The following is a 22,922-nucleotide window of genomic DNA, read 5'->3' on the forward strand; positions in this document are numbered from 1 at the left end:
GATGGAATTGAGAAGAAAAGAAACCATAGGTTGGATAGACCTGTTGCGCGTTATCGCCTGTTTTCTGGTCGTGTTTGCACATTGTTGCGACCCGTTTGTGGCGCGCTTTGATACAGACCGCAGCACTTTCCTGCAAGGGTGTGCTGCGGGAAGCGCGGTGCGAAGTTGTGTACCTCTGTTCGTCATGATGACCGGAGTCTTGCTGTTCCCCATACGCAGCGGCATGAGCGAGTTCTACCGGAAACGTATCGGGCGCATCGTGGTGCCCCTCATTTTCTGGTCGGTCATGCTGCCGGTGCTGTACTTCGTATATCTGAACTACATTGCCACCACCGACAACCCCACTATCGATATGTCCACCTTCACATGGCCAATGACAGTGACCAAGATATGTACCTTTATCTTTAATTTCAACTACGACACTACGCCCCTTTGGTATCTTTATATGCTGGTAGGGTTATATCTCGTTATCCCCATTTTCGGGGCATGGCTCGACCGCGCCTCGCAAAAAGACGTCAAACTGTTTCTTCGCATTTGGGGAGTATCCTTGTTTCTTCCCTATCTGAAGATGGCGGCTCCCGCACTGGGCTATATCGGCAATTGGGGGAATATGGATATTCTGGGTGTTTGTGACTGGAATGCTTTCGGTTCCTTTTACTATGTGTCAGGCTTCATCGGTTATCTGATATTAGCTTATTATCTGGTGAAATATCCCTTGCAATGGAGTTGGAGAAAAACTCTCTCCATCGGCATACCCATGTTTGCGGCAGGATATGCCATTACATTTGGAGGTTACCTTATCATGCAGGAATACTTTCCGGGCAATTATGCCTATCTGGAAATCGTATGGTTATTTGGCGGCATCAATGTATTTATGATGACCTTTCCTGTCTTTATCATTGTACAGAAAATCAAAGTTCCCTACTCTCCTGCCCTTTCCCGGCTGGCCTCGATGACCTTCGGCATCTACCTTTGCCACTTTGTCTTTGTACAAATGGGGTATGATATGTTTGCCGCATGGTTGCCTAAAGGAGTTCCGGCAGTGGTTCACATAATCTGCATAGCTGTGGTTGCCTTCTTCGTCAGTTATCTGATAGTCAGAATGATGTCGGCATCCAAGGTGACGCGACGACTGGTGGCATAAACTGAAAATATGGTTTGCTTCAATACCGGATGCACTACTTTCGGTGCTATCTCTGCCAACGGCTCCATCACAAAAAGCCGCTCATGCATAAGAGGATGAGGAAGAGTCAAAGTAGGTGTATTCAGTATTAAATCGCCATACAGCAAGATGTCAATATCAATCAAGCGGTCACTATAGTTACCGTCAACAGACTTCTTGGTACGGCCTAAGTCACGCTCTATTGACTGCGTTTCTTCTAAAACACCAAAGGGAGACAGAGAAGTCTCGACACAGCAGGCAGCATTCAGAAATGAATGTCCGGAAGAAAAGCCCCAAGGAGCAGTAACATAAAAAGCGGAAAGGGAAGTCACCTTCCCTATCCGCATATTTATCTGTTGCACAGCCGCATGCAGGTTGGCTTCCTTATCGCCCAAGTTGGTTCCAAGCCCTAAATAAACCTCCATACACAATGCTCTTTATCAATTACTTATTTATCTAAAATCAGCATGGCATCGCCATACGTTCCAAAACGATAATCTTCTTTCAAAGCGGTGTTATAGGCTTCCATAACCAAATCATAACCGCCATAGGCAGCTACCAGCATCAGCAATGTGGAAAGCGGCATGTGGAAGTTAGTAATCATGCTGTTGGCCACCGAGAAATCATAAGGAGGGAAGATAAACTTATTCGTCCAGCCTTCAAATTCTTTCAGGTGTCCGTCTGTGCCGACGGCTGTTTCAATTGCACGCATCACAGTGGTACCCACCGCACAGACACGTCTGTTCTCATCTTTTGCCTTATTGACAATGCTGCAGGCCGTAGAATCAACGAACATCTGTTCGGAATCCATCTTATGCTTGGTAAGGTCTTCCACATCAATCTCGCGGAAGTTACCCAATCCGGCATGCATGGTCACATAAGCAAAGTCTATTCCTTTGATTTCCATACGCTTCATCAGCTCACGGCTGAAATGAAGGCCCGCTGTCGGAGCCGTTACCGCACCTTCATTCTTGGCAAAGATAGTCTGAAAACGTTCTGCATCTTCTTCTTCTACCGGACGACGGATGAAACTGGGCAGCGGAGCTTCACCCAAAGCATAAAGAGCTTTCTTGAATTCATCGTGAGGCCCATCATAAAGGAATCGCAAAGTACGTCCGCGAGAAGTGGTATTGTCGATTACTTCGGCCACCATAGAGTCGTCATCACCAAAATACAGCTTATTACCGATACGGATTTTACGTGCCGGATCTACCAACACATCCCACAAGCGAAGTTCCTCATTCAGTTCACGCAACAGGAATACCTCTATACGTGCACCAGTCTTCTCTTTATTTCCATACAAACGCGCAGGAAAAACTTTCGTATCATTAAAGATAAACACATCTTTATCATCAAAATACTCCAAGATATCCTTAAATACCTTGTGCTCAATCCGTCCTGTTGCTTTGTTAACAACCATCAGACGCGACTCATCTCTGTACTTGGCCGGATGCAAAGCTATCTTCTCCTCCGGCAGTTTAAATTTAAATTGCGACAGTTTCATCTTATCTCTCCTTATTCGTTTATAACTTCTATTTCTTGTCGGTCAAGCCATTCGGGAAAATCTTCCACCTGCATACAGTCCTCCAGCTTTACTTTGCCCACACGGGTACGAACCAGACCGATGAGGTGTGCACCGCTATTCAGAGCTTCACCAATATCACGGGCCAGCGCACGGATATAAGTTCCCTTACTACACACTACCCTGATTTTTATCTCAGGAAGATTGCACTCCAATAACTCTATCTCGTCTATCACCAGCGTTTTAGGTTTCAGATTTACCTCCTCTCCCTTTCGCGCAAGATCGTAGGCACGCTCACCGTCAATCTTACAAGCCGAAAAAGCAGGCGGTATCTGCTCAATGCTGCCAATGAAACGTTTCAATGTTTCTTCCACCAACTCACGGGTGATATGCTCCGTAGGATAAGTGGCATCTATCTCTTTCTCCAAATCATAAGAAGGAGTGGTAGCACCCAATTGCAATGTAGCCACATACTCCTTAGTGTGATATTGAAATTCTTCAATCCGTTTTGTCGCTTTGCCCGTGCAAATAATCATCACCCCCGTAGCCAGAGGGTCCAACGTCCCTGCATGCCCTACCTTCAACTTCTTCACACCCAATTTGCGACAAATGTGATATCTTATCTTATTGACCACCGCAAAAGATGTCCACTTCAGCGGTTTATCGAAATATAATACTTCTCCTTCTTTAAAATTCATGCTTCTTGCCCCTACGGTTTATGCTGCCAATGAACAAGCTATCGTAATTGCCCCAACAACGGCACAATAGATAGCAAAATAAATCAACTTACCCTTCTTCACTATATTAATCATCCACTTGCAAGCAATGCAACCAGCAACAAAAGCAGCTACAAAACCTATTACCAGTGACAGAACCGAAATGTCCGTCGTTCCTGCCGCAGCTCCTTTTACTATCTTCATTCCATCCAGCAACGCTTCACCCAAAATGGGAGGAATCACCATCAAGAACGAGAACTGTGCCAGTTTAGCCTTATTGTCTCCCAGCAACAAACCGGTAGCAATGGTACTGCCCGAACGAGACAAGCCCGGCAACACGGCACAAGCCTGCGCCAAACCTATGATAAACGCATCACGCATACTAATGTTCTCTTTCACACGAGGCTTTGCATAATATGAGAAAGTAAGCAATAAAGCCGTTACCAACAGCATACAGCCTACAATCAACAGTCCCGACCCGAAAATTTCTTCTACATAGTCTTTAAAGAACACTCCTACGATTCCGATAGGTATCATAGAAACAAGGATATTCAATACATACTTTGTCTCCGCATTCATCTCACACTTAAACAGTCCACGGAAAATCCAGTCTATCTCTTTCCATAAAACAACCAGCGTACTTAATACAGTTGCCACATGTACTGCTATTGTAAATGTGAGATTGTCTTCACCTTGTATTCCAAACAAAGCCGATCCGATAGCCAAATGACCACTGCTGCTGACCGGCAAATACTCTGTCAATCCCTGGAGCAAACCAAGAATTAATGCCTCAAACCATTCCATACTCTTTTACCTCTTTATTCTTTCGTTACTTTCGGCTTTCGCACGATACCGTATATCATAAAAATAAAACCAAAGAAACAGACTGCAGGCGCTACCTTGATTCGGCGTACACTGAAAATATCCGGTTCAAAATATCCTTCTGTAGAACTAGGGCCTGTCATCAACAGGAAACCGATAATTACGACAGCCATGCCTATGGCCAGTAAGATAAAGTTTGTTTTATCAAAGGCAAATTTCTGTTTGTCCATATCCTTTTTAATTAGATGTAATAAAGCGCACCGGCTTTCATACGCAAATATTTGTTTATTGATATATAAGCACACATAAAAGTAATAATCACACCGAAAACAAAAACCGACGACATCACCAGCAACATCGTCATGGGAGTAATAATCTCTATCAATTCGGGTTCATATCTCACAAGTGCGTAAGCCATTCCGATTAATGCCGCATCAGCCATAACAGCCGCCAATACACCAATCCATATATTCCGGACCAAGAAAGGTTTCCGAATAAATCCCCAACTCGCTCCTACCAGTTTCATGGTGTGAATTAAAAAACGTTTAGAATATATAGCAAGACGTATGGTATTGTTTATCAATGCAAAGGAAATCAACGTAAGAAGTGCGGCAAGCCCCAGCAGCAAGAAACTGATTCGACGGATATTACTATTCACCGCATCCAGTAAATCTTGCGGATAATTAATCTCCATCACCTTCTTGTTGGTCATAATCTTCTCTTCAATCCAGGCTATACTATCCGAATTGGCATAATCGGCATTCAGTTTTATCTCAATGGAGGCAGTAAAAGGGTTATATCCCAAAAACTCAGCAGGGTCTGTTCCCATCGCCTCTGTTTGCTCTTTCAGGGCTTGTTCTTTAGAAATATAATAAGTTTCCTTAACGAAAGGCTCTGCATTCAGCTTCTTTTGAAACTTGATGGCATCCGCTTCCTTCATATCGTCACTGACAAGGACAGAAAAACTGATATTCTCACGAACGTACTTAGAAAGATTATTGGCTGATAACACAAAGAAGACCACCATACCCAACAAAAGCAACACCAACATAGTGCTAATGCTGGAAGTAATGAACTGCATATCGAAAAAAGACGTTGATTTCTTTCCCATAATTACTTCTTTCTGAATACATAAATCATTGAACTACTACGCCCTTTCCTGGCTAACGTGCTAAACCAAGCCAACAGTCCCGTCCACATTCCTTTCAGGAAAGAGAAACGGCTTCCTTTATATTTCTCTGTCAACATAGAAACATAAAAAGCATCAAATGGCATCGGATGTTGCTCGGCAAGCTTAAAACCATGTTTCACCCCGAATTGTTGCATAGCCGACGGTGTGAAATGCCATAAATGCCTGGGGACATCATACGCAGCCCACCATTCCTTATATTTCACCGCATCATACGAAGACGGATTGGGAACCGCAACTATCAGCACTCCCCTGTCTTTCAACAGAACCGCCAGCCTTTCCCAAGTTTCATTCAGATGTTCCAAATGTTCCATCACATGCCACAGGGTAATTGCATCAAACGAATGGTCGGCATATCCCGCCAAAGCATCTTCCGCATCTACCTCCAGTTCAAAATGCTCTTTGGCAAACGCACGTGCTTTAGCATTCTTCTCTATCGCCCGCACACGCCAGCCGCGTTCCTTCATGGCATTGCTGAAGTAGCCCGTACCTGTTCCGATATCCAACAGGCTGCCTTTACTCAGCCCAGACGTACGTTTAATCAGTTTGGCCTTGCGGGATAGCATATACTTGCGGACCTGATGATACACCCGGTTCATCAAGCCTTTATTGGTATCACTGTGTGAAATATAATCGGGAGTTTCATAATACCTGCCTATTTCCGCCTCTACCGGTGCTTCTTGTGTAAAAAGAAAGCCGCAATGGGTGCAACGCATCACCTCGAACTTTTCGCCCGAAGCATAATTATCTGTACAAGTTATTGCATGTTCTAACTGTTTTCCGCCGCACAACGGACAAGTATCTATCTTGAGTCTGTTCACTTTTAGCCCTAATTTGCTGCAAAATAACAAATAAAATGAATTACAAGAGCTTTCCTTTAAGTACTTTTAAGAGTATAAGTTAACTATACATTTGGTTTTTCCCTATTTTTGCATATAAAATTTTAATAGCTGAGAAATGGAAAACAAAAGACTGCTTCGTTCAAACAATAGAATACTCGCCGGCGTATGTGCAGGAATAGCCGAATATTTCGGCTGGGAGGTATCAACAGTACGCATCGTTTATGCTCTGGTAACCTTCTTTACCGCTTTTTCGGGAGGAATCATCTATCTAATCCTGTGGATTATAATGCCTGAAAAAAGATATCGTGACGGGTATGAAGACAGAGTAAACGAGAAGTTACACGGCAGATAACGTCAGCTGCTTCAGGCAATACCCAGCAACTCTACTTCAAATATCAAAGTGGAGAAAGCTGGAATCGGACCGCTGGTGCGGCTTCCGTATCCCAAGTGATAAGGAATATAGATAATCCATTTATCCCCTGTATGCATTTGTTGGAGTGCCAACTGCCATCCATCGATGACATCACAGAGGCGAAATGCTTCGGGACAGTTACGGCTATAAGAGTTATCAAACTCTTTCCCGGTTATCAGGCTGCCTTTATAATGAACGGTGACAATGCTGCGAACGTTGGGTGAAACCGTTCCGGTTCCTGTCTGCAACACTTTATAAAATATCCCACAGGGTAAAGAGCAGACATCTGCTTGAGTAGAAAGAACCTGCAAATACTGCAGATTCTTTTCTTTATATTCTTCTTTCTTTCCCATCAGAAAACTTCTTCTCCTTTCAGCGTGGCTGAACTGGCTTCTGTTATACGTACATTTACAAAATCGCCGATGCGGTGATTTCCACGGTCAAACACCACCACCTTATTTTGTTGCGTGCGTCCGAACAGTTGCTCTTTCGAACGTTTCGACACGCCTTCCACCATCACTTCAAATGTCTTTCCCACATCTTTGGCATTACTTTCGGCAGAAAGTTGGTTCTGCAACTCAATAATCTCGTTCAGACGACGAATCTTGACTTCTTCGGGCACATCATCCGGCAAATGTTTGGAAGCATACGTTCCGGGACGTTCCGAATATTTAAACATGAAAGCAGAATCGTACGCACACTCACGCATCAAAGACAAAGATTCCTGATGATCTTCCTCCGTCTCAGAATGATAGCCGGAAAAAATATCCGTGCTTAACCCACAATCGGGAATGATTCGGCGAATGGCCTCTACCCTGTCCAAATACCATTCACGCGTATATTTACGGTTCATCAACTTCAGTATGCGCGAACTTCCACTCTGCACGGGTAAATGAATATGTTTGCAAACGTTCGGTACTTCGGCTATCACCTGCAAGGTTTCGTCACTCATATCCTTAGGATGTGAAGTAGTAAAGCGGACACGCATTCCCGGAACAGCCTCAGCGACAGTGCGAAGCAACATCGGGAAAGTAATCACTTCATTCTCTTTCTCAAAGCGATAGGAATTAACGTTCTGTCCCAGCAAAGTCACTTCCTTGTAACCTTTATCAGCCAGGTCGCGCACCTCATTCAAGATACTCTCCACATCACGGCTGCGTTCCCGGCCGCGAGTATAAGGCACTATGCAATAATGGCAAAAATTATTGCAACCACGCATAATGCTGACAAAGCCCGAAATATGGTTTCCGCAAATACGTGAGGGAATCACGTCACGATACGTTTCCGTGGTCGACAAGTCTACATTAATCGCTTTCTCCCCCGCTTCGACAGCAGCAATCAGGTCGGGCAATGTGAGATAAGCATCCGGCCCCACTACCAAATCGACATGGTGATTCTCTATCAAATCTTCCTTTACACGCTCAGCCATACAGCCCAGCACGCCGACAATCAGGTTTCTCTTTTTGTTTTTCCTCATCGAATGGAAAAACTCCAATCGGTTCAGTATCTTCTGTTCTGCATTGTCACGAATGGAACAAGTATTCATAAACACCGCGTCCGCATCCTCCAAAGTATCACATACACTATAACCTGCCATCTGCATGATAGAAGCAATCACTTCACTATCCGCCACATTCATCTGGCAACCATACGTCTCAATAAACAGTTTCTTGTTTTCCTGTTCAGTTGCAGATTTAAAGTCTGCTCCTGTTGTTTCTTTCATCATATTCTCTTTTTATAAATTCGCTGCAAAGATATTGAGTTCCCACCAAATTCCCTCATATTCTGTTTGATTTTTGCATATTTATAGCTTGATATTCAGACAGAAAAAGGCAGAATGAAAGCCATTAAAAGCCCCAACCGTTAAATTATCATAACCAATGAACAAAAAACTCCGTTTGCGTTACCAACGTATTCAGATAATTTGCATCTTTGCTTCTGAAAAACATTAGATTTTTTCATAGTTAAGGTTTAGGTTAAAAAAATAAGGGAAGACAACTGTGAAGTTCTCTTCCTTTTTTTATGCCTTTTTGTTAGTAGGGAAAGAAATAAATTTCTAACTTTGACCGTTCGTTATCAAACCCTCTAAAAAGATAAGCCTATGGAAATTGTCCAAGTATTAATATTCGTGGTAATCATTGCAATTGCCATTGTGCAACAAATTACCAAGGCTAAAAAAGAAACAGCCACACCTTCTCCCCATGAAGTTCTTACTGATATGTTTCCCACAATCGAAGAAATAGAAGGAGAGGGGCAGACAGTTTCACCACGACCAGTGAAAAGTAAACCACAACCTGCTTATAAGAAAAAGAAAGAAACATTCAAATCGACACCGATTGTCGCTATGGATAGCAAAAATAAAGATAAGCCCTCGGACGAAAACACCCGTATCAAACTCAGTACACGTGAAGAAGCACGACGGGCCTTTATTTACTCGGAGATTTTCAATCGGAAATATTAATAACAACAATACTAACAACCAGAAAACACATTGAATATCATGGGATTTAATATCATTTCAGCAGCCGAAGCTGCCAGCTATGTAAAGCATGGCTATAACATCGGACTAAGTGGCTTTACCCCGGCAGGAACCCCCAAAGCCGTAACCCCTGAAATCGCAAAGATTGCAGAAGAAGAGCATGCCAAAGGTAATCCGTTCCAGATTGGTATCTTTACCGGCGCTTCTACAGGAGATGCAACCGACGGTATTCTGTCAAGAATAAAAGCCATCCGCTATCGCGCCCCTTATACCACAAACCCTGATTTCCGTAAAGCGGTAAACAATGGAGAAATAGCTTATAATGATATTCATTTGTCACAAATGGCACAGGAAGTCCGTTATGGCTTCATGGGCAAAGTGGACGTAGCTATTCTGGAAGCTTGCGAGATTACTCCCGATGGTAAAGTATATCTGACCGCTGCCGGAGGTATCGCTCCGACTATTGCACGTCTGGCAGATAAAGTGATTATCGAACTGAATGCCGCCCATAGCAAAAACGGTATGGGACTGCATGATGTGTACGAACCACTTGACCCGCCTTACCGTCGCGAGATACCCATCTTCAAACCGAGTGACCGCATCGGATTGCCTTATGTGCAAGTAGATCCGAAAAAGATTATCGGTGTAGTGGAAGTGAATACACCCGACCAGGCACGTTCATTTACGGCACCTGACCCCATCACCGACCAGATTGGACAAAATGTAGCCGACTTCCTGGCAGCTGATATGAAACGCGGTATCATCCCCGCCGGATTCCTGCCATTGCAAAGTGGGGTAGGTAACATTGCCAATGCCGTACTAGGTGCATTGGGACGTGACAAAACGATTCCTGCGTTCGAAATGTATACCGAAGTATTGCAGGACGCCGTAGTAGACCTGATTCGCCAAGGACGTGTCAAATTTGGAAGTACCTGTTCATTGACAGTGACCAATGACTGTCTGCAAGGTATTTATGATGATATCGATTTCTTCCGCGACAAGCTGGTCATGCGTCCGTCCGAAATATCAAACAGCCCGGAAATAATCCGCCGTCTCGGTGTTATCTCTATCAATACTGCCATCGAAGCAGATATTTATGGTAATGTCAATTCCACACATATCAGCGGAACGAAGATGATGAATGGTATCGGTGGCTCGGGCGACTTCACCCGCAATGCGTACATCTCCATTTTTACCTGTCCGTCTGTTGCCAAAGAAGGAAAAATCAGCGCCATCGTTCCTATGGTATCACATGAAGACCACAGTGAGCATGATGTAAATATCATTATTACCGAGCAAGGTGTTGCCGACCTCCGCGGAAAGAGTCCGGTGGAACGTTCACATGCCATTATCGAAAACTGTGCCCACCCGGATTACAAGAATATCCTGTGGGATTATGTAAAGATGGCTTCCAAAGGACAGACCCCTCATTGCATTTCGGCTGCATTGGCCATGCACGATACACTGGCCAAGAAAGGTGATATGCGCCTGATTGATTGGGCAGAATATAAATAACGAATTGCTGCCTTATCAAAGGCAGTTCGAACAGGGTTCAAACTACCCTAGGGTAATGGAACAATTACTATGCAGTAGTTGCCTGTTTACCCTAGGGTAGTTTAGCAATTACCGGGCAGAAATTAAATGAGACAAGAAACTTAAAAACATAATACCGCTGCAAACGTTGATTTATTGAACGGAATAAACCAACTTTGTCCTTACTGTTTTTATAAACGTTGTCAATATGAACCAAGTTAAAGGAATACCTTACGGAATATCCGATTTCAACCGTATGCGAAATGAAAACTTTTATTTCGTAGACAAGACTATGTATCTGCCGCTCATCGAAAAAATGCCAAGCTACCTTTTCCTTATCCGTCCCAGACGGTTCGGGAAGAGCCTGTTTCTGAGCATGATGCGCACTTACTATGACTGACTACAGCAAATTAAAAATGCTGGCACGCATAGACCATGACCAAACCCATGAAGGTAGTCGCATGAGCACCATCGAAGAAATTGCTGCAAAAGGAGAGATATTGGTAGACTTGCATACCTCTTTCCCATCCGAAAAGGTAACGGATATTGAAAATTTCCGCAGCCTGCTTTACTATTACGGACTACTCACCATTTGTGGCACAAGAGGAGACCGCCTGAGAATGTGCATTCCCAACAATTGCGTACGTGAACAATATTTCGGTTTCCTGCGGGATTATTATCAACAAACTCATTCGCTGAACCTTTCTCACCTGAAAGACCTGATAGACGATTTCGCCTACGACGGCCATTGGAAGCCGTTCTTTGAAACAATAGCTTGCGCTATTCTTCCATACGAAACGGTATGGAGGGCGAAAGAAATCTACAAGGCTTCTTGAAAGCTTACCTTGCACTCGCTTCTTATTATCTGGTAGAGCCTGAACTGGAAATGAATTATGGCTACTGTAATTTCTTTCTTTTACCGGATAAATCGCGTTACCCGGATGTGCAACACAGTTATATTCTGGAGTTAAAATATGCTCTCCGCACAGCTACCGATGCCGAACTCGGAGTACAAGCAGCGGAAGGACGACGCCAACTGATGCAATACAGTCCAGACAAAATAGTCACACAGCTGGCGGCAAAGACAACCCTGCACAAATTGTTGCTACAATTCAGAGGCTGGGATATGGTGAGATGTGAAGAAATATAATTGTGCAAGAAGTATATCCCGGGTATCATACATCAATCAGTGATATTTGTCAGTCCAAATAAATCCTTGTTCAAGGTGTATACAACTATTTTATCGCTTTTCAACTGCTTACCTACTTTGCTCAACCCTTTCAATGGAGTATCCCAACGACTATAGGATTTCAATATGGGATATAGAGTAGGAAGCACCATGGGAGCAAACCAACCATTCTTTGTATAAAACAAACCATTGCGATAGAACACGGCATGGATGATATGATTATAACCATTATAAAAGGCCAAAATACAGTTATTGGGAAAAACAGCCTCCTTTATCTCTTTATAACGACACGGATAAGAAGCTTCGAAGGTTAGAAAGTAATCGAAGAAAGCATTTAAATCCTCTTCACGCGTATAAGAAGCATTACGGGTAATCACCGGTTCGGTATAAATGCCATACGTTTGAAACAAAGCATCCAACGCATAAAAAATACAAGTCTGAGAATTATTCTTCAGCATAGGAAGAGGACACTCCATGCGCAACATGGAATTTTCCAACACTTCAATCATAGCCTCATCCAATCCCTCAATACAGGCAGAGAAACGGGCAAAAGGATATATTCTACTCTCTACCACTAAATTGCGTAATTTCTTTTTCAATTTATCATCATAATCATAGCCCCGATATATCTTCGGACGTACCCGATAGGTGAGTGTATCATTCTTCCAAACTGCCTGAAAAATGGAATCCGGTACAGAATTCTTCATCTGAGTTTCCACATAATATATTGTATCCAAATAATGAACAAGCGAATCTGCATAAAGGCCATTGCCAAATGTTTCAACACCATAGCGCAATGCTTCCTTCTCTCTTATAAAAATCAAACTGTCACTCATCCACTTTATCTCCGGGAATTTTATCTGAGAAGAAACAGTTGCACAGATACTTAAGATGACATATAATACACAGATTCTTTTCATAAGCCGATACGTCTATCATTTACCGTTTCCCTTGTAAAAGCGGTATCCAAATCCCAACATCAGGTTGTTGGGGTTCTTAAATTTATTCAACTGATAGCCGACATGCAAGAACAAGCGCGGTGTAATGGAAGCCTTGAGAGCCAGAACTTGATAAAAACCTTCCGTATCATCACCACTGTATATCAAATTCCGTCCGACACCGGCATTGATAGAAAAAATAGGCATGACCAGCTCTCCGCGTACAGACAGACCGACAGCAAACTGCTTGTGGAAAGGAGGGCGATGAAACTTCGCATCGCTTGATGAACTTCCTTCTACCCGATAGTCTTTGATATTGGCACTCTCATCATATTGTGCATCCATAGAGACACCGGCCCTAAAATACTTGTTGAAATTGTACATTGGATTAAAATTCAGCCCCACAACGCCAAAAGAGCCGGGCACCAGACAAACGTCATAGCCATCTACAAACCCTTTTTTACGAGTAGCACCATATACAACCAAATCATAACTGATATAAGGTTTGATGGATAACGGTTTAGCACCTTTCACAGCCACCGTCTCATCATTTCCAAAAGTACGCACAACACCTATTCTTCCGCCAATCGGATTCACTCCTGCATTGGGAAAATGTGTATTTCCATTAGAGTAATGAGTAAAATCCATACCTGCCGTCAAGCTCCATTGCGGATTAATCCGCCAATTCAGAAAAAATCCCAGATTGATATAGGCATTGATTTTTGACCCGATAACCTCATTCTGCGGATTATATATCTCATCATATTTTTTCCAGCCAAAAGAAGCACCGAAATTCCATTCATAGTCGAATGACAAACGGGGCGATAACTGCGCTATGCGTGACCCCTGAAAAGCATATACCGCTATGGGATTACCTAGTTCGGAAGGACAGAAGAACGTAGTGTAAGAAACTCCAATACCCTGATAGGCATGAGGATAGAGCCGGCCTAAAGTCGAATTCTTATCAAACTGAAAAGCATACTTCAGATGTACAGAAAGGGCCTGCCTGATGCGTTGTTGATGCATATTGTCACCATCAAAGAAATCATTGGTAGGAGTCACATAATTAGGACGTACATCCAGGCCGAGCCTATGAATCAGCTTATGGCTTGCTGTATCATTCTTTAATACATCCGGTTGCGTAGCCGTCTGAGCCATCAAATTTCCACCCATCGGACAAACAGCCAAAAGGCTGGCAATATATAATAAGAATACTTTCGCTTTCATTGTTCTAATTATTCAGCTTCTCGCACTTTATGAGGTATCTTTTAGGCATCTTGCTTTTCAAAGTACCGGTAATGACTTTCTCTTTTTTGGTTTTGGGATGAACGGCATAAAGAGTAAAATAAGTCTCAAACCATTCATATTCCAGCAGTACAGTGATACGTTGCGAAGTTTGGGCCGGAGTTATGACCGCCTTCTTTTCCGTATCAGGAAAAGGCAAAGGTAACCGTTGCATATCAGAAGCATATTGCACTCGTTCGCCGTTCATCACCAGATAACCGTCAACAATGCCGGGAATCTCAACCTCCGGTTTGCTTGCCAACAAATTAAAAGCCTCGGGATTATTACTGGTGAATTGTATCTGACGATACTCATTTTGGAAAGGAAAGATATAATTGGTTACGTTTCCATTTCCCCTGTTATCAATCACCATGCTCCTACGTTCTTCTATGTGTGTATCCGTATAACTATACATATCAAGCGAATAAGTGATATGGTCGAATATATATCTGTCGGAAGGTGTTATGGCTACATGTATTGCTTTCGTTTCATATTCATTACTTGCAATAATGGAAAACCGGAAAAGAGAAGAGCGCGCATTTTCGTTTACCGTTAACTTCACTTCCTGAGGATGAGTGCGCTCAATGGTAAAATCAACTATCTTATCTTCATAAATGACATCATCACAAACTATTTTGCCCAACCCTTCCAAAACAGGCGACTGATTCTGCGAAACTATATTACCGTCTTTATCATAAACTGAATAATATAATGAAGAGTTATCATAATAATCATACACATGCAACAGATTCCAGTTGGAAGACTTAAAATGAATAGTCACCGAGTCACCATTTCCATCCAAGGTAACATCAGAAACAGAAGGCTGAAAATCTTCAATGAAGACATCGCCATTACAACCGGATAATCCCAAGAAAATGAGAAGATATACTGCGATATGTAGGAAAGTTTTCATGTTGTTTTTGTGTTTGTCTTTTCACTACGACAAAAATAACACTTATTTCCGAATAATGACCATAAATACCGGTATATTTATCTGATACTCCGTAATATTGAAGATTTTCAGCCCTCACCACATGTCAAGAACAAGACAATGTTATCGTCTTCTCTATATTAATTTGCCGCACAAAACAGGCATCATGGCTCACAACTAATAATGTTCCCCGATACTCCTTCAAAGTATCAGTCAATATCTCCATATTCATAATATCAATATTGTTCGTCGGTTCGTCCACAATAAACAAATCAGGAGTTTGTGCACTCACCATCAAGCAACACAGGGAAAGTTTCATCTTCTCACCCCCGCTCAGACAACTGCATTTCTTATCCCAACTGGATATAGGGAAAAGAAAGCGGTTAAGAATGGTTTTAAGCTCATGGTCATAAAGTTTATTGTTAAAGAAGGAGAGTTGTTCCAGCACCGACAGCCCATTCTGTATAATGGAATATTCCTGGTCGAGATAAACATACGTCAACCCATCCGCCCTTATCAGTTCACCCGCCGTGGGAGTGAGAACACCCGCCAGCAACTTCAGTAAAGTGGTTTTGCCGCTACCGTTTCCACCTTTCAAATGGATACGGTCACCGCTTTTTATTACAAAATCAAGAGGGAGCGGCCATAACTCATCCGATTGATAAGCATAATTCATATTTCTGACTGTGATAAGTGTCTTGCCCGTATGCAAGGAAGAAGAATTGAAATCCACCTTCATCCCTTTCCTGTCCGGCAATGCCTTGCGAATATCCGTAGCGCTTTCTGCCAACGATTGTATTTTATCAGCATGAACATGGCTCAGGCGAACCGAACTTTTCTCCGCCTTGTCCTTAAAAGTATCCATTGCCATCTTGCCGACACCACTTTTTATATTTTGCTTCTTTCCGCGTACATCATGCTTCTGCTGACGCTCCATCACTTCACGTGCCTGTCTGCGTGCCTTCTGCAACTGCTTCCCATTCTCTTCCAACCGAGCTTGCAATGCTTGAACGGCCAACTCCTTCTGCTCTTTGTAAAAGTCATAATTCCCCGCATAATAAATTACTCCTTTTGCCGAGAGCTCATACGTGGACGAAAGCAAGTTGAGCAACGTCCGGTCATGACTGACTACCAACACACCAGACGAAGTAGAAGTGATAAAGTGATATAATTTCTCACGACTCACATCATCCAAATGATTGGTCGGCTCGTCCATCAGAATAAAAGACGGTGAGTGCAAAGCGATTCCTGCCAAAAAGACTTTTGTCTTTTCTCCTCCACTTAACAAATGCATGGGATGGGAGAGAGGCACTCCCGGCAATCCCCATTCATGTAAAGCGGCAACCGCCTTTTCTTCTATATCCCAATCATCATCCAATACCGTAAAATGCTCCACAGAAACATCTCCCTGCAAAATGGCATGAAGTGCTTGTATCTTTCCTTCAATCCGCAAAGCTCCGGCTATCGTCAGATGATTAAATTGTCCGAAGTGTTGAGGAATATAATAAGGTGGTTCCAAACAAATCACTTCACCTTCCGAAGGTGACAATTCTTTTGTTATCAGCTGCATCAAGGTCGATTTTCCTGATCCGTTATTCCCGATAAGCGCTGCTTTCTCACCTTTCCCCATAGAGAAACTAACGTTACTGAAGAGCACATCTTTATCAGGATGCATATAAGTAACTGACTGTATATGTATACACATACTGTTTCTATAAAATTAAAATGTTAATACTGAAATGTATATTGTGGGAATAGAGGACAACTATTACACAACAAACGAATTCACTTCGCCTGCCGTCCCAACATGAAATAAATAGTTGTTTGAAAAATAGATGTTTAGATTCTCATCGGAATGTTTTTAGATTTCGGGGACAAAGATAAGTGTTTTCAGTGATATACAAAAGCAAACGATAAATTTACTTATAATACATTATTCACCTGTCACCGGATGTTGTCTCCTCCGATTTTCAAACGCTGCATACGTTTTGAACTCCCTAAGTCGTTTCATTAGCCGGACTAAGCCTTTTCGTCCTTTCGATTATGCCCATCTGTCCGTCAGATTACTACAGTCTCCGGCAGTGGACTGTACAGTCTACCATAACGGACTATACAGTCCACTGTAACGGACTGTACGGTCTACGGCAACGGACTGTAATAATCTTCTGCTTAAAAAGCCTTGGCTGACCCTAAGAAACGGCTTACTCTTCCCTTTGTTTCTGAATGAGCTTTAAATCCCCATGAAAACAATGCGACCCCGTTATTCCACACTCCAATACCATAAAGAGAAGGAAGGTGTATCGAAACGCTCATAAATAAAAGGGGTGTGTCAAAACTAAACCTGCCTATCCAATCGTCAGCTGTAGGGGCAGGGTTTGCCTGCCCGAAAACACAAAGTAAACTGTTTTCGGGCGAGCGAACCTCGCCCCTACGAACGAAACGACAGCATTATCCACGTTTCGACACATTCGATAAAAGGGAAGTTTTGATACATCCCTCTAATTATATTAAATGTTCTTACTTGACCAAACTAATCACCAAACCATTAGAAAGATTCAATAATCAGTTCTGATGCCAACATTCCTTCAATAGCCTCACCAAAAGCCTTAAAGTGAGCCGATGCTGCATGCACCGCCATAGCCTGCTCGTCTTTATACTCCTCATAAAAAATAAAGAGAGTAGGGCAGAAAGGATTCTGATAAAGGTTGTAGCTGATATTACCTGCTTCGGCACGAGTACCTTCTATCAAGGCCGTAGCCGCAGTCATAAACTCTTTTTCTTTGCCGGCAAGTACCTCAGCACGTGCCACAATCGTTTTCTTTTCCATAATGTTTAATGTTTCGTATTTTGTTACTGATATTAATTAAAGTCGGGCAAAGTAACCGAGAAGTTAGGATTCGGTATATGCTGTGACTTGATTACTTCTTTCATCTGTTTTACAATTTCAGGATGTTCGGCTGCTACATCATGGTCTTCGTGAATATCCTCGGCAAGATTATAAAGGAACGGTTTGCCACTCTTCACTACCATCTTCCAATCACCCATGCGTACACCTATCTGGTCGGTTTCGTCAAATTCCCAATAAAGGAAATCGTGTTGCTTTTGTCCTTCCTGTCCGGTCAACGTTGGATAAATAGAAATTCCATCGAAATAATCAGTACCTTTTTTCTTTTTATTGGTATATTTCTTCACGTAGTTCTTCACACCTGCCACATCACAGAATGTCGGCATCAAATCATAAAATGCAAACTGATGGTCATTGACTTGTCCGGCTTCCACTTTACCCGGCCAACGAACAATAAACGGAATACGGATACCGCCTTCGTAGCATTGACGCTTCAAACCGCGCAACTTACCGTCACGTCCAAAGAATGTAGGATCTGCACCACCTTCCTCGTGAGGGCCATTATCACTGGTAAAGATAACCAATGTATTTTCATCCATTCCTTTTTCTTTCAGTTTCTTCAGCACTTCGCCCACATAATAATCCAGACGGGTAATCATACCGGCAAACTGTGCATGCGTATGGACAGAAGCATTGTAACGCGAACCTTCCGAACCTCCCCATGTCTTGTCATGGAAGAACTTCTTCTGATATCCTTCCAGGATAGAATCCTCAGGTTGAACTAATTCCGCATGAGGCAATGTATAAGTAAATACACCGAAGAACGGTTGTTTGCCGTCTTGCTTATCAAGCCACTTCATGGCTTCCTGATGAATCATATCGGCAGAATATTGCGGACGTTTATAGTATTCTTTGCCGTACATGGGATATTTGATATTTTCATCCATTATCACACGCACCACAGCTGTGTCGCCCATTGATTTGCTATAACGGTTTAAGAAGTTCGGATAGTAAAGATGGGCCTGGAACTGACATATAAAACCATAAAACTCGTCGATACCCCGTTTGTCGGGAGTAGAAACGGAACCTTCATAGCCTCCTGCCCACTTACCGAACATACCGGTGGTATAACCGTTATCTTTCATTATCTCAGGGATGATTATGTGTTCGGGGTCATAAGGATGCTGCCCCACCACTGAATATTCTTTGTTATTACCATACATCACGATGGGAGCGTCACGCCAATACTCTTTATTTCCACGCACTTCACAGTGACCGGTATGCTGTCCTGTCATAAACGAAGCACGGGAAGGGGCACTTACCGGACTTCCTGAATAAGCCTGAGTAAAGCGCATGCCCTCTTTGGCCATATTATCAATATTAGGAGTACTGATATATGATTGGCCGTAACAGCCCAAGTCGCCATATCCCATATCATCACACATAATGTATATGATATTTGGCTTCACGTCATGACTCTTTTGTGCATAAGCACCCAACGAAGTAAGGGCAAGTCCACTGCCCAGCCATAAAAGTTTTTTGTTCATTCTATATATCTATTAAAGGTTATACGCAAAGGTATACAAAAGCAACTAATATTATTGATAAACAATGCAATTTATGAATTATATTTTAGACAACAAAGAACATGAATAAAAAAATAGTCTTAACTTTGCTCCTATAAGCAACAATATTACAAACAGCAAGTAAAATGAATAAAAAACTATTATTCACCCTGTTACTGGCAGGGAGTGCCGCTGTCGGACATGCTACCGATGAGGCCAGATTATTACGCTTTCCTGCTACAAACGGACAGGAAGTCGTGTTCTCCTATGCAGGCGATTTGTACAAAGCTCCCCTGAAAGGTGGAGAGGCACAACGTCTCACTTCCCATATCGGCTATGAAATGTTTGCCCGTTTCTCGCCCGATGGCAAATCAATCGCCTTCACCGGACAATATGACGGAAACACGGAAGTGTATCTGATGTCTGCCGATGGTGGAGAACCCACCCGACTGACTTACACCGCTACTAACAGTCGTGACGATTTGGGTGACCGTATGGGTCCGAACAATATCGTAATGACGTGGAGCCCCGACGGTAAGAACATTGTCTATCGTAACCGTATCAGCGACGGATTCGACGGAAAGCTCTGGACAATATCCAAAGAAGGAGGTATGTCCCAACTCATTCCATTACCCGAAGGCGGATTCTGTTCTTACTCTCCCGATGGCAAGAAACTGGCTTACAACCGTGTGATGCGTGAGTTCCGTAACTGGAAATACTATCGTGGCGGAATGGCAGACGATATCTGGATTTACAATCCTGCAAGCAAAAAAGTGGAAAACATTACTAATAATGTAGCGCAAGATATTGTCCCCATGTGGATAGGCGACGAAATTTTCTTTATCTCCGACCGTGACATGACCATGAATATCTTTGTCTACAATACCCAAACGAAACAGACAGAGAAAGTAACCAATTATACAGACTACGATGTCAAATTCCCCAGTTCGAACGGTGAAATCATTGTATATGAAAACGGAGGATACCTCTATAAACTCGACCCGAAGACACGCCGGACCGAAAAAATATCCATTACTCTAAAATCAGATAATATCCTTGCCCGCAAAGAAATGAAGAAAGTGGCAGGCAACCTGACCGCAGCCAGTCTTTCTGCCGACGGACACCGAGTAGCGATAACTGCCCGCGGCGAAGTGTTTGATGTTCCGGCAGACAAAGGTGTGACCCGCAACATCACCCGTACTCCGGGAGCCAATGAACGCGATGCCGCCTGGAGCCCGGACGGAAAATACATTGCCTATATCAGCGACCGAACCGGAGAAACCGAAATCTGGCTGCAACCCTCCGAAGGCGGAGAAGCTATTCAACTGACCAAAAACAATGATACCTACATTCGCCAACTGATGTGGAGCCCGAACAGCAAAAAGGTGCTCTACACCGACCGCAAAAACCGTATCGTAGAAGTGGATATAACTTCAAAATCCAAGAAGACTGTCATGCAAAACCCCGAAGGAGAGTTTTACTCAGTCAATTACTCACCCGACAGCCAATGGATTACTTATACCAAACCGGGCAAGAACAATATGGATGTGGTGTATGTATACCATCTCACCTCGGGCAAAGAATATCCCGTAACAGAGAAATGGTACAACTCTTCATCTCCACATTTCAGTACCGACGGCAAATACCTTATCTTTACTTCCGAACGCGATTTCAATCCCATCTACAGCCAAACGGAGTGGAATCATGCTTACAACCGCATGGGCGGAGTATATATCGCTTTATTGTCTAAAGACACCCCGTCGCCTTTCCTGCCATCGGACGAAAAAATAAGCATCGAAGACAACACCCCCGAAAGCAAATCCGCAGCCAAAGACAATAAAGCGGACGACAAAGCAACCGGCGTAACCATTGATGCTGAAGGATTGCCCGGACGCTTGCTCAAACTTCCTCTTCCGGCAGGCTATTATTACCAGCTTTATTCTGACGGAAAGAAAGTATGGTACTCCAACTCAGGAAATACCAAAGTATTCGACCTGGCGGAACAGAAAGAAGAAACCGTGGCCGAAGGAGCTAACATGAGCGTAGCCGAAAGCAATAAAAAAGCAATATTCTACAAAGGCGGCGACCTGTATGTATGCGATTTCCCTTGCAGCAAAGCCGCTTTAGACAAGAAGGTAAATCTGGACAATATGATTGCCCCGATAGACTATCCACAAGAATGGGCACAAATCTTTGACGAGACCTGGCGTGCCTTCCGTGATGGTTTCTATCTGGAGAATATGCACGGAGTAGACTGGAAAGCCATTAAAACAAAATATGCCGCCCTGCTTCCTTATGCTAAAACCCGGTTAGACCTCAATTACATTATCGGTGAGATGATTGCCGAATTAGCCTGTGGACATGCTTACGTGAATCCGGGAGAAATCAAAGGGCCCGAACGCATCAAGATGGGTTTGCTGGGTGCAGAATTGAGTCGCGACAAGAGTGGATTCTACCGTATCGAGAAGATTTTACCGGGAGCTGTTTACAGCCAAAAGCTCCGTTCCCCGCTTACCGAACCGGGCCTCGGCGTAAAAGAAGGTGATTACATCACTGCTGTCGACGGTATCCCGACTACCACCGTAGACAATATCTACAGTCTACTGACAGGCAAAGCAGGTGTACTGACCGAATTAAGCATCAACAGCACTGCCTCTGCCAAAGGTGCGCGCAAAGTAGTGGTCAGCCCGATTGACAATGAATATCCATTGTACCACTACAATTGGGTACAAAACAATATCAAGAAAGTGGAAGAAGCCACCAACGGACGTGTAGGTTATATCTATATCCCCGATATGGGTCCTGACGGACTGAACGAATTTGCCCGTTACTTCTATCCTCAGTTGGACAAGGAAGCACTCATCATCGACGACCGTGCCAATGGCGGCGGCAATGTCTCACCTATGATTATCGAACGCTTGCTTCGCCAGCCTTACCGTCTGACCATGAGCCGCACGTCTACCAAAGTCGGAACCATTCCCGATGCCACGTTAGTAGGCCCGAAGGTATTGCTCATCAATAAATATTCGGCTTCGGACGGTGACTTGTTCCCTTGGAGTTTCAAAGCAAACAAAATCGGTAAAGTAATCGGTACCCGTACCTGGGGCGGCATTGTCGGAATCAGCGGCCCGCTGCCTTATATGGACGATACGGACGTACGTGTTCCGTTCTTTACCAACTTCGACGCCAAGACCGGTCAGTGGATTGTGGAAAATCACGGTGTAGACCCTGATATCCTGATTGACAATGATCCGGTGAAAGAACAAATGGGAGAGGACCAGCAACTGAATAAAGCCATAGAGGTCATTATGCAAGAGCTGAAAGACCGCAAACCATTACCTAAAGTTCCGGCTCCGAGAACATTCAAGGATTTGGGATTATAATAAATCATTCAAAATATATCGGGTGTCCGACTTTGGTCATCCGATATATTTTTTTAATTTTATCCAACAAACGTCAATTCATTCACTTTCTTCGGCTAAATATTTGAAGA

At 43.3% G+C, this 22,922-nt stretch carries 21 protein-coding genes and 1 pseudogene; 7 read left to right on the forward strand and 15 right to left on the reverse strand.

Annotation, left to right across the window (positions count from 1 at the left end; all coding sequences use genetic code 11):
- Position 1: 1 nt before the first annotated feature.
- Entirely contained in the window at positions 2 to 1,144 is a 1,143-nt protein-coding gene (locus tag IR173_RS13485; protein WP_237040115.1) for an acyltransferase, read from the forward strand.
- Here IR173_RS13485 and folK read toward each other — a convergent pair.
- Genes folK through IR173_RS13520 form a run of 7 tightly spaced genes read right to left on the reverse strand, consistent with a single transcriptional unit; the run spans position 1,087 to position 6,232 of the window.
- A complete protein-coding gene (folK, locus tag IR173_RS13490) occupies positions 1,087 to 1,587 on the reverse strand; it encodes a 2-amino-4-hydroxy-6-hydroxymethyldihydropteridine diphosphokinase (RefSeq protein ID WP_237040116.1) in 501 nt (166 codons plus the stop codon). The genes IR173_RS13485 and folK overlap by 58 nt on opposite strands.
- Positions 1,588 to 1,610: 23 nt before the next feature.
- Positions 1,611 to 2,666 (reverse strand): tRNA preQ1(34) S-adenosylmethionine ribosyltransferase-isomerase QueA, encoded by a 1,056-nt coding sequence (gene queA, locus IR173_RS13495; protein ID WP_237040117.1) that lies wholly within the window; start codon positions 2,664 to 2,666, stop codon positions 1,611 to 1,613.
- A gap of 11 nt (positions 2,667 to 2,677) precedes the next feature.
- Entirely contained in the window at positions 2,678 to 3,382 is a 705-nt protein-coding gene (gene truB / locus IR173_RS13500) for a tRNA pseudouridine(55) synthase TruB (protein ID WP_237040118.1), read from the reverse strand.
- Between the two features lie 18 nt (positions 3,383 to 3,400).
- Positions 3,401 to 4,204, reverse strand: a complete 804-nt coding sequence (locus IR173_RS13505) for an undecaprenyl-diphosphate phosphatase (RefSeq protein ID WP_237040119.1) — start codon at positions 4,202 to 4,204, stop codon at positions 3,401 to 3,403.
- Positions 4,205 to 4,218: 14 nt separating this feature from the next.
- A complete protein-coding gene (locus IR173_RS13510; protein WP_022506966.1) occupies positions 4,219 to 4,452 on the reverse strand; it encodes a DUF3098 domain-containing protein in 234 nt (77 codons plus the stop codon).
- Positions 4,453 to 4,463: 11 nt separating this feature from the next.
- The gene (locus IR173_RS13515; RefSeq protein WP_237040120.1) at positions 4,464 to 5,333 is read right to left on the reverse strand and encodes a cell division protein FtsX; all 870 of its coding nucleotides are present in this window, start codon (positions 5,331 to 5,333) and stop codon (positions 4,464 to 4,466) included.
- Positions 5,334 to 5,335: 2 nt separating this feature from the next.
- Positions 5,336 to 6,232 carry a class I SAM-dependent methyltransferase gene (locus IR173_RS13520; RefSeq protein ID WP_237040121.1) on the reverse strand — a complete coding sequence of 299 codons (897 nt, stop codon included), beginning with the start codon at positions 6,230 to 6,232 and terminating at the stop codon, positions 5,336 to 5,338.
- Positions 6,233 to 6,368: 136 nt separating this feature from the next.
- Here IR173_RS13520 and IR173_RS13525 point away from each other — a divergent pair, with 136 nt between their 5' ends.
- The gene (locus IR173_RS13525) at positions 6,369 to 6,605 is read left to right on the forward strand and encodes a PspC domain-containing protein (protein WP_237040122.1); all 237 of its coding nucleotides are present in this window, start codon (positions 6,369 to 6,371) and stop codon (positions 6,603 to 6,605) included.
- A gap of 11 nt (positions 6,606 to 6,616) precedes the next feature.
- Here IR173_RS13525 and IR173_RS13530 read toward each other — a convergent pair whose 3' ends face one another.
- A complete protein-coding gene (locus IR173_RS13530) occupies positions 6,617 to 7,018 on the reverse strand; it encodes an FKBP-type peptidyl-prolyl cis-trans isomerase (protein ID WP_237040123.1) in 402 nt (133 codons plus the stop codon).
- Positions 7,018 to 8,388 carry a tRNA (N6-isopentenyl adenosine(37)-C2)-methylthiotransferase MiaB gene (gene miaB / locus IR173_RS13535; protein ID WP_237040150.1) on the reverse strand — a complete coding sequence of 457 codons (1,371 nt, stop codon included), beginning with the start codon at positions 8,386 to 8,388 and terminating at the stop codon, positions 7,018 to 7,020. The genes IR173_RS13530 and miaB overlap by 1 nt, the downstream gene beginning before the upstream one ends.
- Before the next feature lie 378 nt (positions 8,389 to 8,766).
- Here miaB and IR173_RS13540 point away from each other — a divergent pair, with 378 nt between their 5' ends.
- From IR173_RS13540 to IR173_RS18310, 4 genes and pseudogenes are all read left to right on the forward strand, one after another.
- The gene (locus tag IR173_RS13540) at positions 8,767 to 9,126 is read left to right on the forward strand and encodes a hypothetical protein (protein WP_237040124.1); all 360 of its coding nucleotides are present in this window, start codon (positions 8,767 to 8,769) and stop codon (positions 9,124 to 9,126) included.
- Positions 9,127 to 9,165: 39 nt separating this feature from the next.
- Positions 9,166 to 10,659 (forward strand): acetyl-CoA hydrolase/transferase family protein, encoded by a 1,494-nt coding sequence (locus tag IR173_RS13545; protein WP_237040125.1) that lies wholly within the window; start codon positions 9,166 to 9,168, stop codon positions 10,657 to 10,659.
- Between the two features lie 274 nt (positions 10,660 to 10,933).
- Positions 10,934 to 11,077: an AAA family ATPase gene (locus IR173_RS13550; RefSeq protein WP_449580398.1), complete on the forward strand. Its 144-nt coding sequence runs from the start codon at positions 10,934 to 10,936 to the stop codon at positions 11,075 to 11,077.
- A pseudogene (locus IR173_RS18310) lies at positions 11,073 to 11,827 on the forward strand (PD-(D/E)XK nuclease domain-containing protein); the annotation flags it as partial. The gene IR173_RS13550 and the pseudogene IR173_RS18310, both read left to right, overlap by 5 nt.
- Before the next feature lie 32 nt (positions 11,828 to 11,859).
- Here the strand turns inward: IR173_RS18310 and IR173_RS13565 are convergent.
- The 6 genes from IR173_RS13565 to IR173_RS13590 form a co-directional block, all read right to left on the reverse strand.
- Positions 11,860 to 12,786: a hypothetical protein gene (locus tag IR173_RS13565; protein ID WP_237040129.1), complete on the reverse strand. Its 927-nt coding sequence runs from the start codon at positions 12,784 to 12,786 to the stop codon at positions 11,860 to 11,862.
- 15 nt (positions 12,787 to 12,801) lie between these two features.
- Entirely contained in the window at positions 12,802 to 14,031 is a 1,230-nt protein-coding gene (locus IR173_RS13570; RefSeq protein ID WP_394800674.1) for an acyloxyacyl hydrolase, read from the reverse strand.
- A 4-nt stretch (positions 14,032 to 14,035) separates the two neighbouring features.
- A complete protein-coding gene (locus tag IR173_RS13575) occupies positions 14,036 to 15,001 on the reverse strand; it encodes a hypothetical protein (RefSeq protein WP_237040130.1) in 966 nt (321 codons plus the stop codon).
- 124 nt (positions 15,002 to 15,125) lie between these two features.
- Complete coding sequence (locus IR173_RS13580; RefSeq protein ID WP_237040131.1) at positions 15,126 to 16,724, reverse strand: ABC-F family ATP-binding cassette domain-containing protein; 1,599 nt, start codon at positions 16,722 to 16,724, stop codon at positions 15,126 to 15,128.
- A gap of 840 nt (positions 16,725 to 17,564) precedes the next feature.
- Positions 17,565 to 17,846, reverse strand: a complete 282-nt coding sequence (locus IR173_RS13585; RefSeq protein ID WP_237040132.1) for a putative quinol monooxygenase — start codon at positions 17,844 to 17,846, stop codon at positions 17,565 to 17,567.
- Between the two features lie 32 nt (positions 17,847 to 17,878).
- Entirely contained in the window at positions 17,879 to 19,411 is a 1,533-nt protein-coding gene (locus IR173_RS13590) for an arylsulfatase (RefSeq protein WP_237040133.1), read from the reverse strand.
- A gap of 164 nt (positions 19,412 to 19,575) precedes the next feature.
- Between IR173_RS13590 and IR173_RS13595 the strand changes: the two genes are divergently transcribed.
- Positions 19,576 to 22,812 carry a S41 family peptidase gene (locus IR173_RS13595; protein WP_237040134.1) on the forward strand — a complete coding sequence of 1,079 codons (3,237 nt, stop codon included), beginning with the start codon at positions 19,576 to 19,578 and terminating at the stop codon, positions 22,810 to 22,812.
- Positions 22,813 to 22,922: the final 110 nt, after the last annotated feature.

It is taken from the genome of Phocaeicola faecalis, assembly GCF_021730445.1.
Lineage (GTDB): Bacteria > Bacteroidota > Bacteroidia > Bacteroidales > Bacteroidaceae > Phocaeicola > Phocaeicola faecalis.

Excerpts from the sequence above, each read along its gene's own strand:
- IR173_RS13485 (WP_237040115.1), top strand. The coding sequence starts at position 2 with ATGGAATTGAGAAGAAAAGAAACCATAGGTTGGATAGACCTGTTGCGC.
- folK (WP_237040116.1), bottom strand. The coding sequence starts at position 1,587 with ATGGAGGTTTATTTAGGGCTTGGAACCAACTTGGGCGATAAGGAAGCC.
- queA (WP_237040117.1), bottom strand. The coding sequence starts at position 2,666 with ATGAAACTGTCGCAATTTAAATTTAAACTGCCGGAGGAGAAGATAGCT.
- truB (WP_237040118.1), bottom strand. The coding sequence starts at position 3,382 with ATGAATTTTAAAGAAGGAGAAGTATTATATTTCGATAAACCGCTGAAG.
- IR173_RS13505 (WP_237040119.1), bottom strand. The coding sequence starts at position 4,204 with ATGGAATGGTTTGAGGCATTAATTCTTGGTTTGCTCCAGGGATTGACA.
- IR173_RS13510 (WP_022506966.1), bottom strand. The coding sequence starts at position 4,452 with ATGGACAAACAGAAATTTGCCTTTGATAAAACAAACTTTATCTTACTG.
- IR173_RS13515 (WP_237040120.1), bottom strand. The coding sequence starts at position 5,333 with ATGGGAAAGAAATCAACGTCTTTTTTCGATATGCAGTTCATTACTTCC.
- IR173_RS13525 (WP_237040122.1), top strand. The coding sequence starts at position 6,369 with ATGGAAAACAAAAGACTGCTTCGTTCAAACAATAGAATACTCGCCGGC.
- IR173_RS13530 (WP_237040123.1), bottom strand. The coding sequence starts at position 7,018 with ATGGGAAAGAAAGAAGAATATAAAGAAAAGAATCTGCAGTATTTGCAG.
- miaB (WP_237040150.1), bottom strand. The coding sequence starts at position 8,388 with ATGAAAGAAACAACAGGAGCAGACTTTAAATCTGCAACTGAACAGGAA.
- IR173_RS13540 (WP_237040124.1), top strand. The coding sequence starts at position 8,767 with ATGGAAATTGTCCAAGTATTAATATTCGTGGTAATCATTGCAATTGCC.
- IR173_RS13545 (WP_237040125.1), top strand. The coding sequence starts at position 9,166 with ATGGGATTTAATATCATTTCAGCAGCCGAAGCTGCCAGCTATGTAAAG.
- IR173_RS13550 (WP_449580398.1), top strand. The coding sequence starts at position 10,934 with ATGCGAAATGAAAACTTTTATTTCGTAGACAAGACTATGTATCTGCCG.
- IR173_RS13565 (WP_237040129.1), bottom strand. The coding sequence starts at position 12,786 with ATGAAAAGAATCTGTGTATTATATGTCATCTTAAGTATCTGTGCAACT.
- IR173_RS13570 (WP_394800674.1), bottom strand. The coding sequence starts at position 14,031 with ATGAAAGCGAAAGTATTCTTATTATATATTGCCAGCCTTTTGGCTGTT.
- IR173_RS13575 (WP_237040130.1), bottom strand. The coding sequence starts at position 15,001 with ATGAAAACTTTCCTACATATCGCAGTATATCTTCTCATTTTCTTGGGA.
- IR173_RS13580 (WP_237040131.1), bottom strand. The coding sequence starts at position 16,724 with ATGTGTATACATATACAGTCAGTTACTTATATGCATCCTGATAAAGAT.
- IR173_RS13585 (WP_237040132.1), bottom strand. The coding sequence starts at position 17,846 with ATGGAAAAGAAAACGATTGTGGCACGTGCTGAGGTACTTGCCGGCAAA.
- IR173_RS13590 (WP_237040133.1), bottom strand. The coding sequence starts at position 19,411 with ATGAACAAAAAACTTTTATGGCTGGGCAGTGGACTTGCCCTTACTTCG.
- IR173_RS13595 (WP_237040134.1), top strand. The coding sequence starts at position 19,576 with ATGAATAAAAAACTATTATTCACCCTGTTACTGGCAGGGAGTGCCGCT.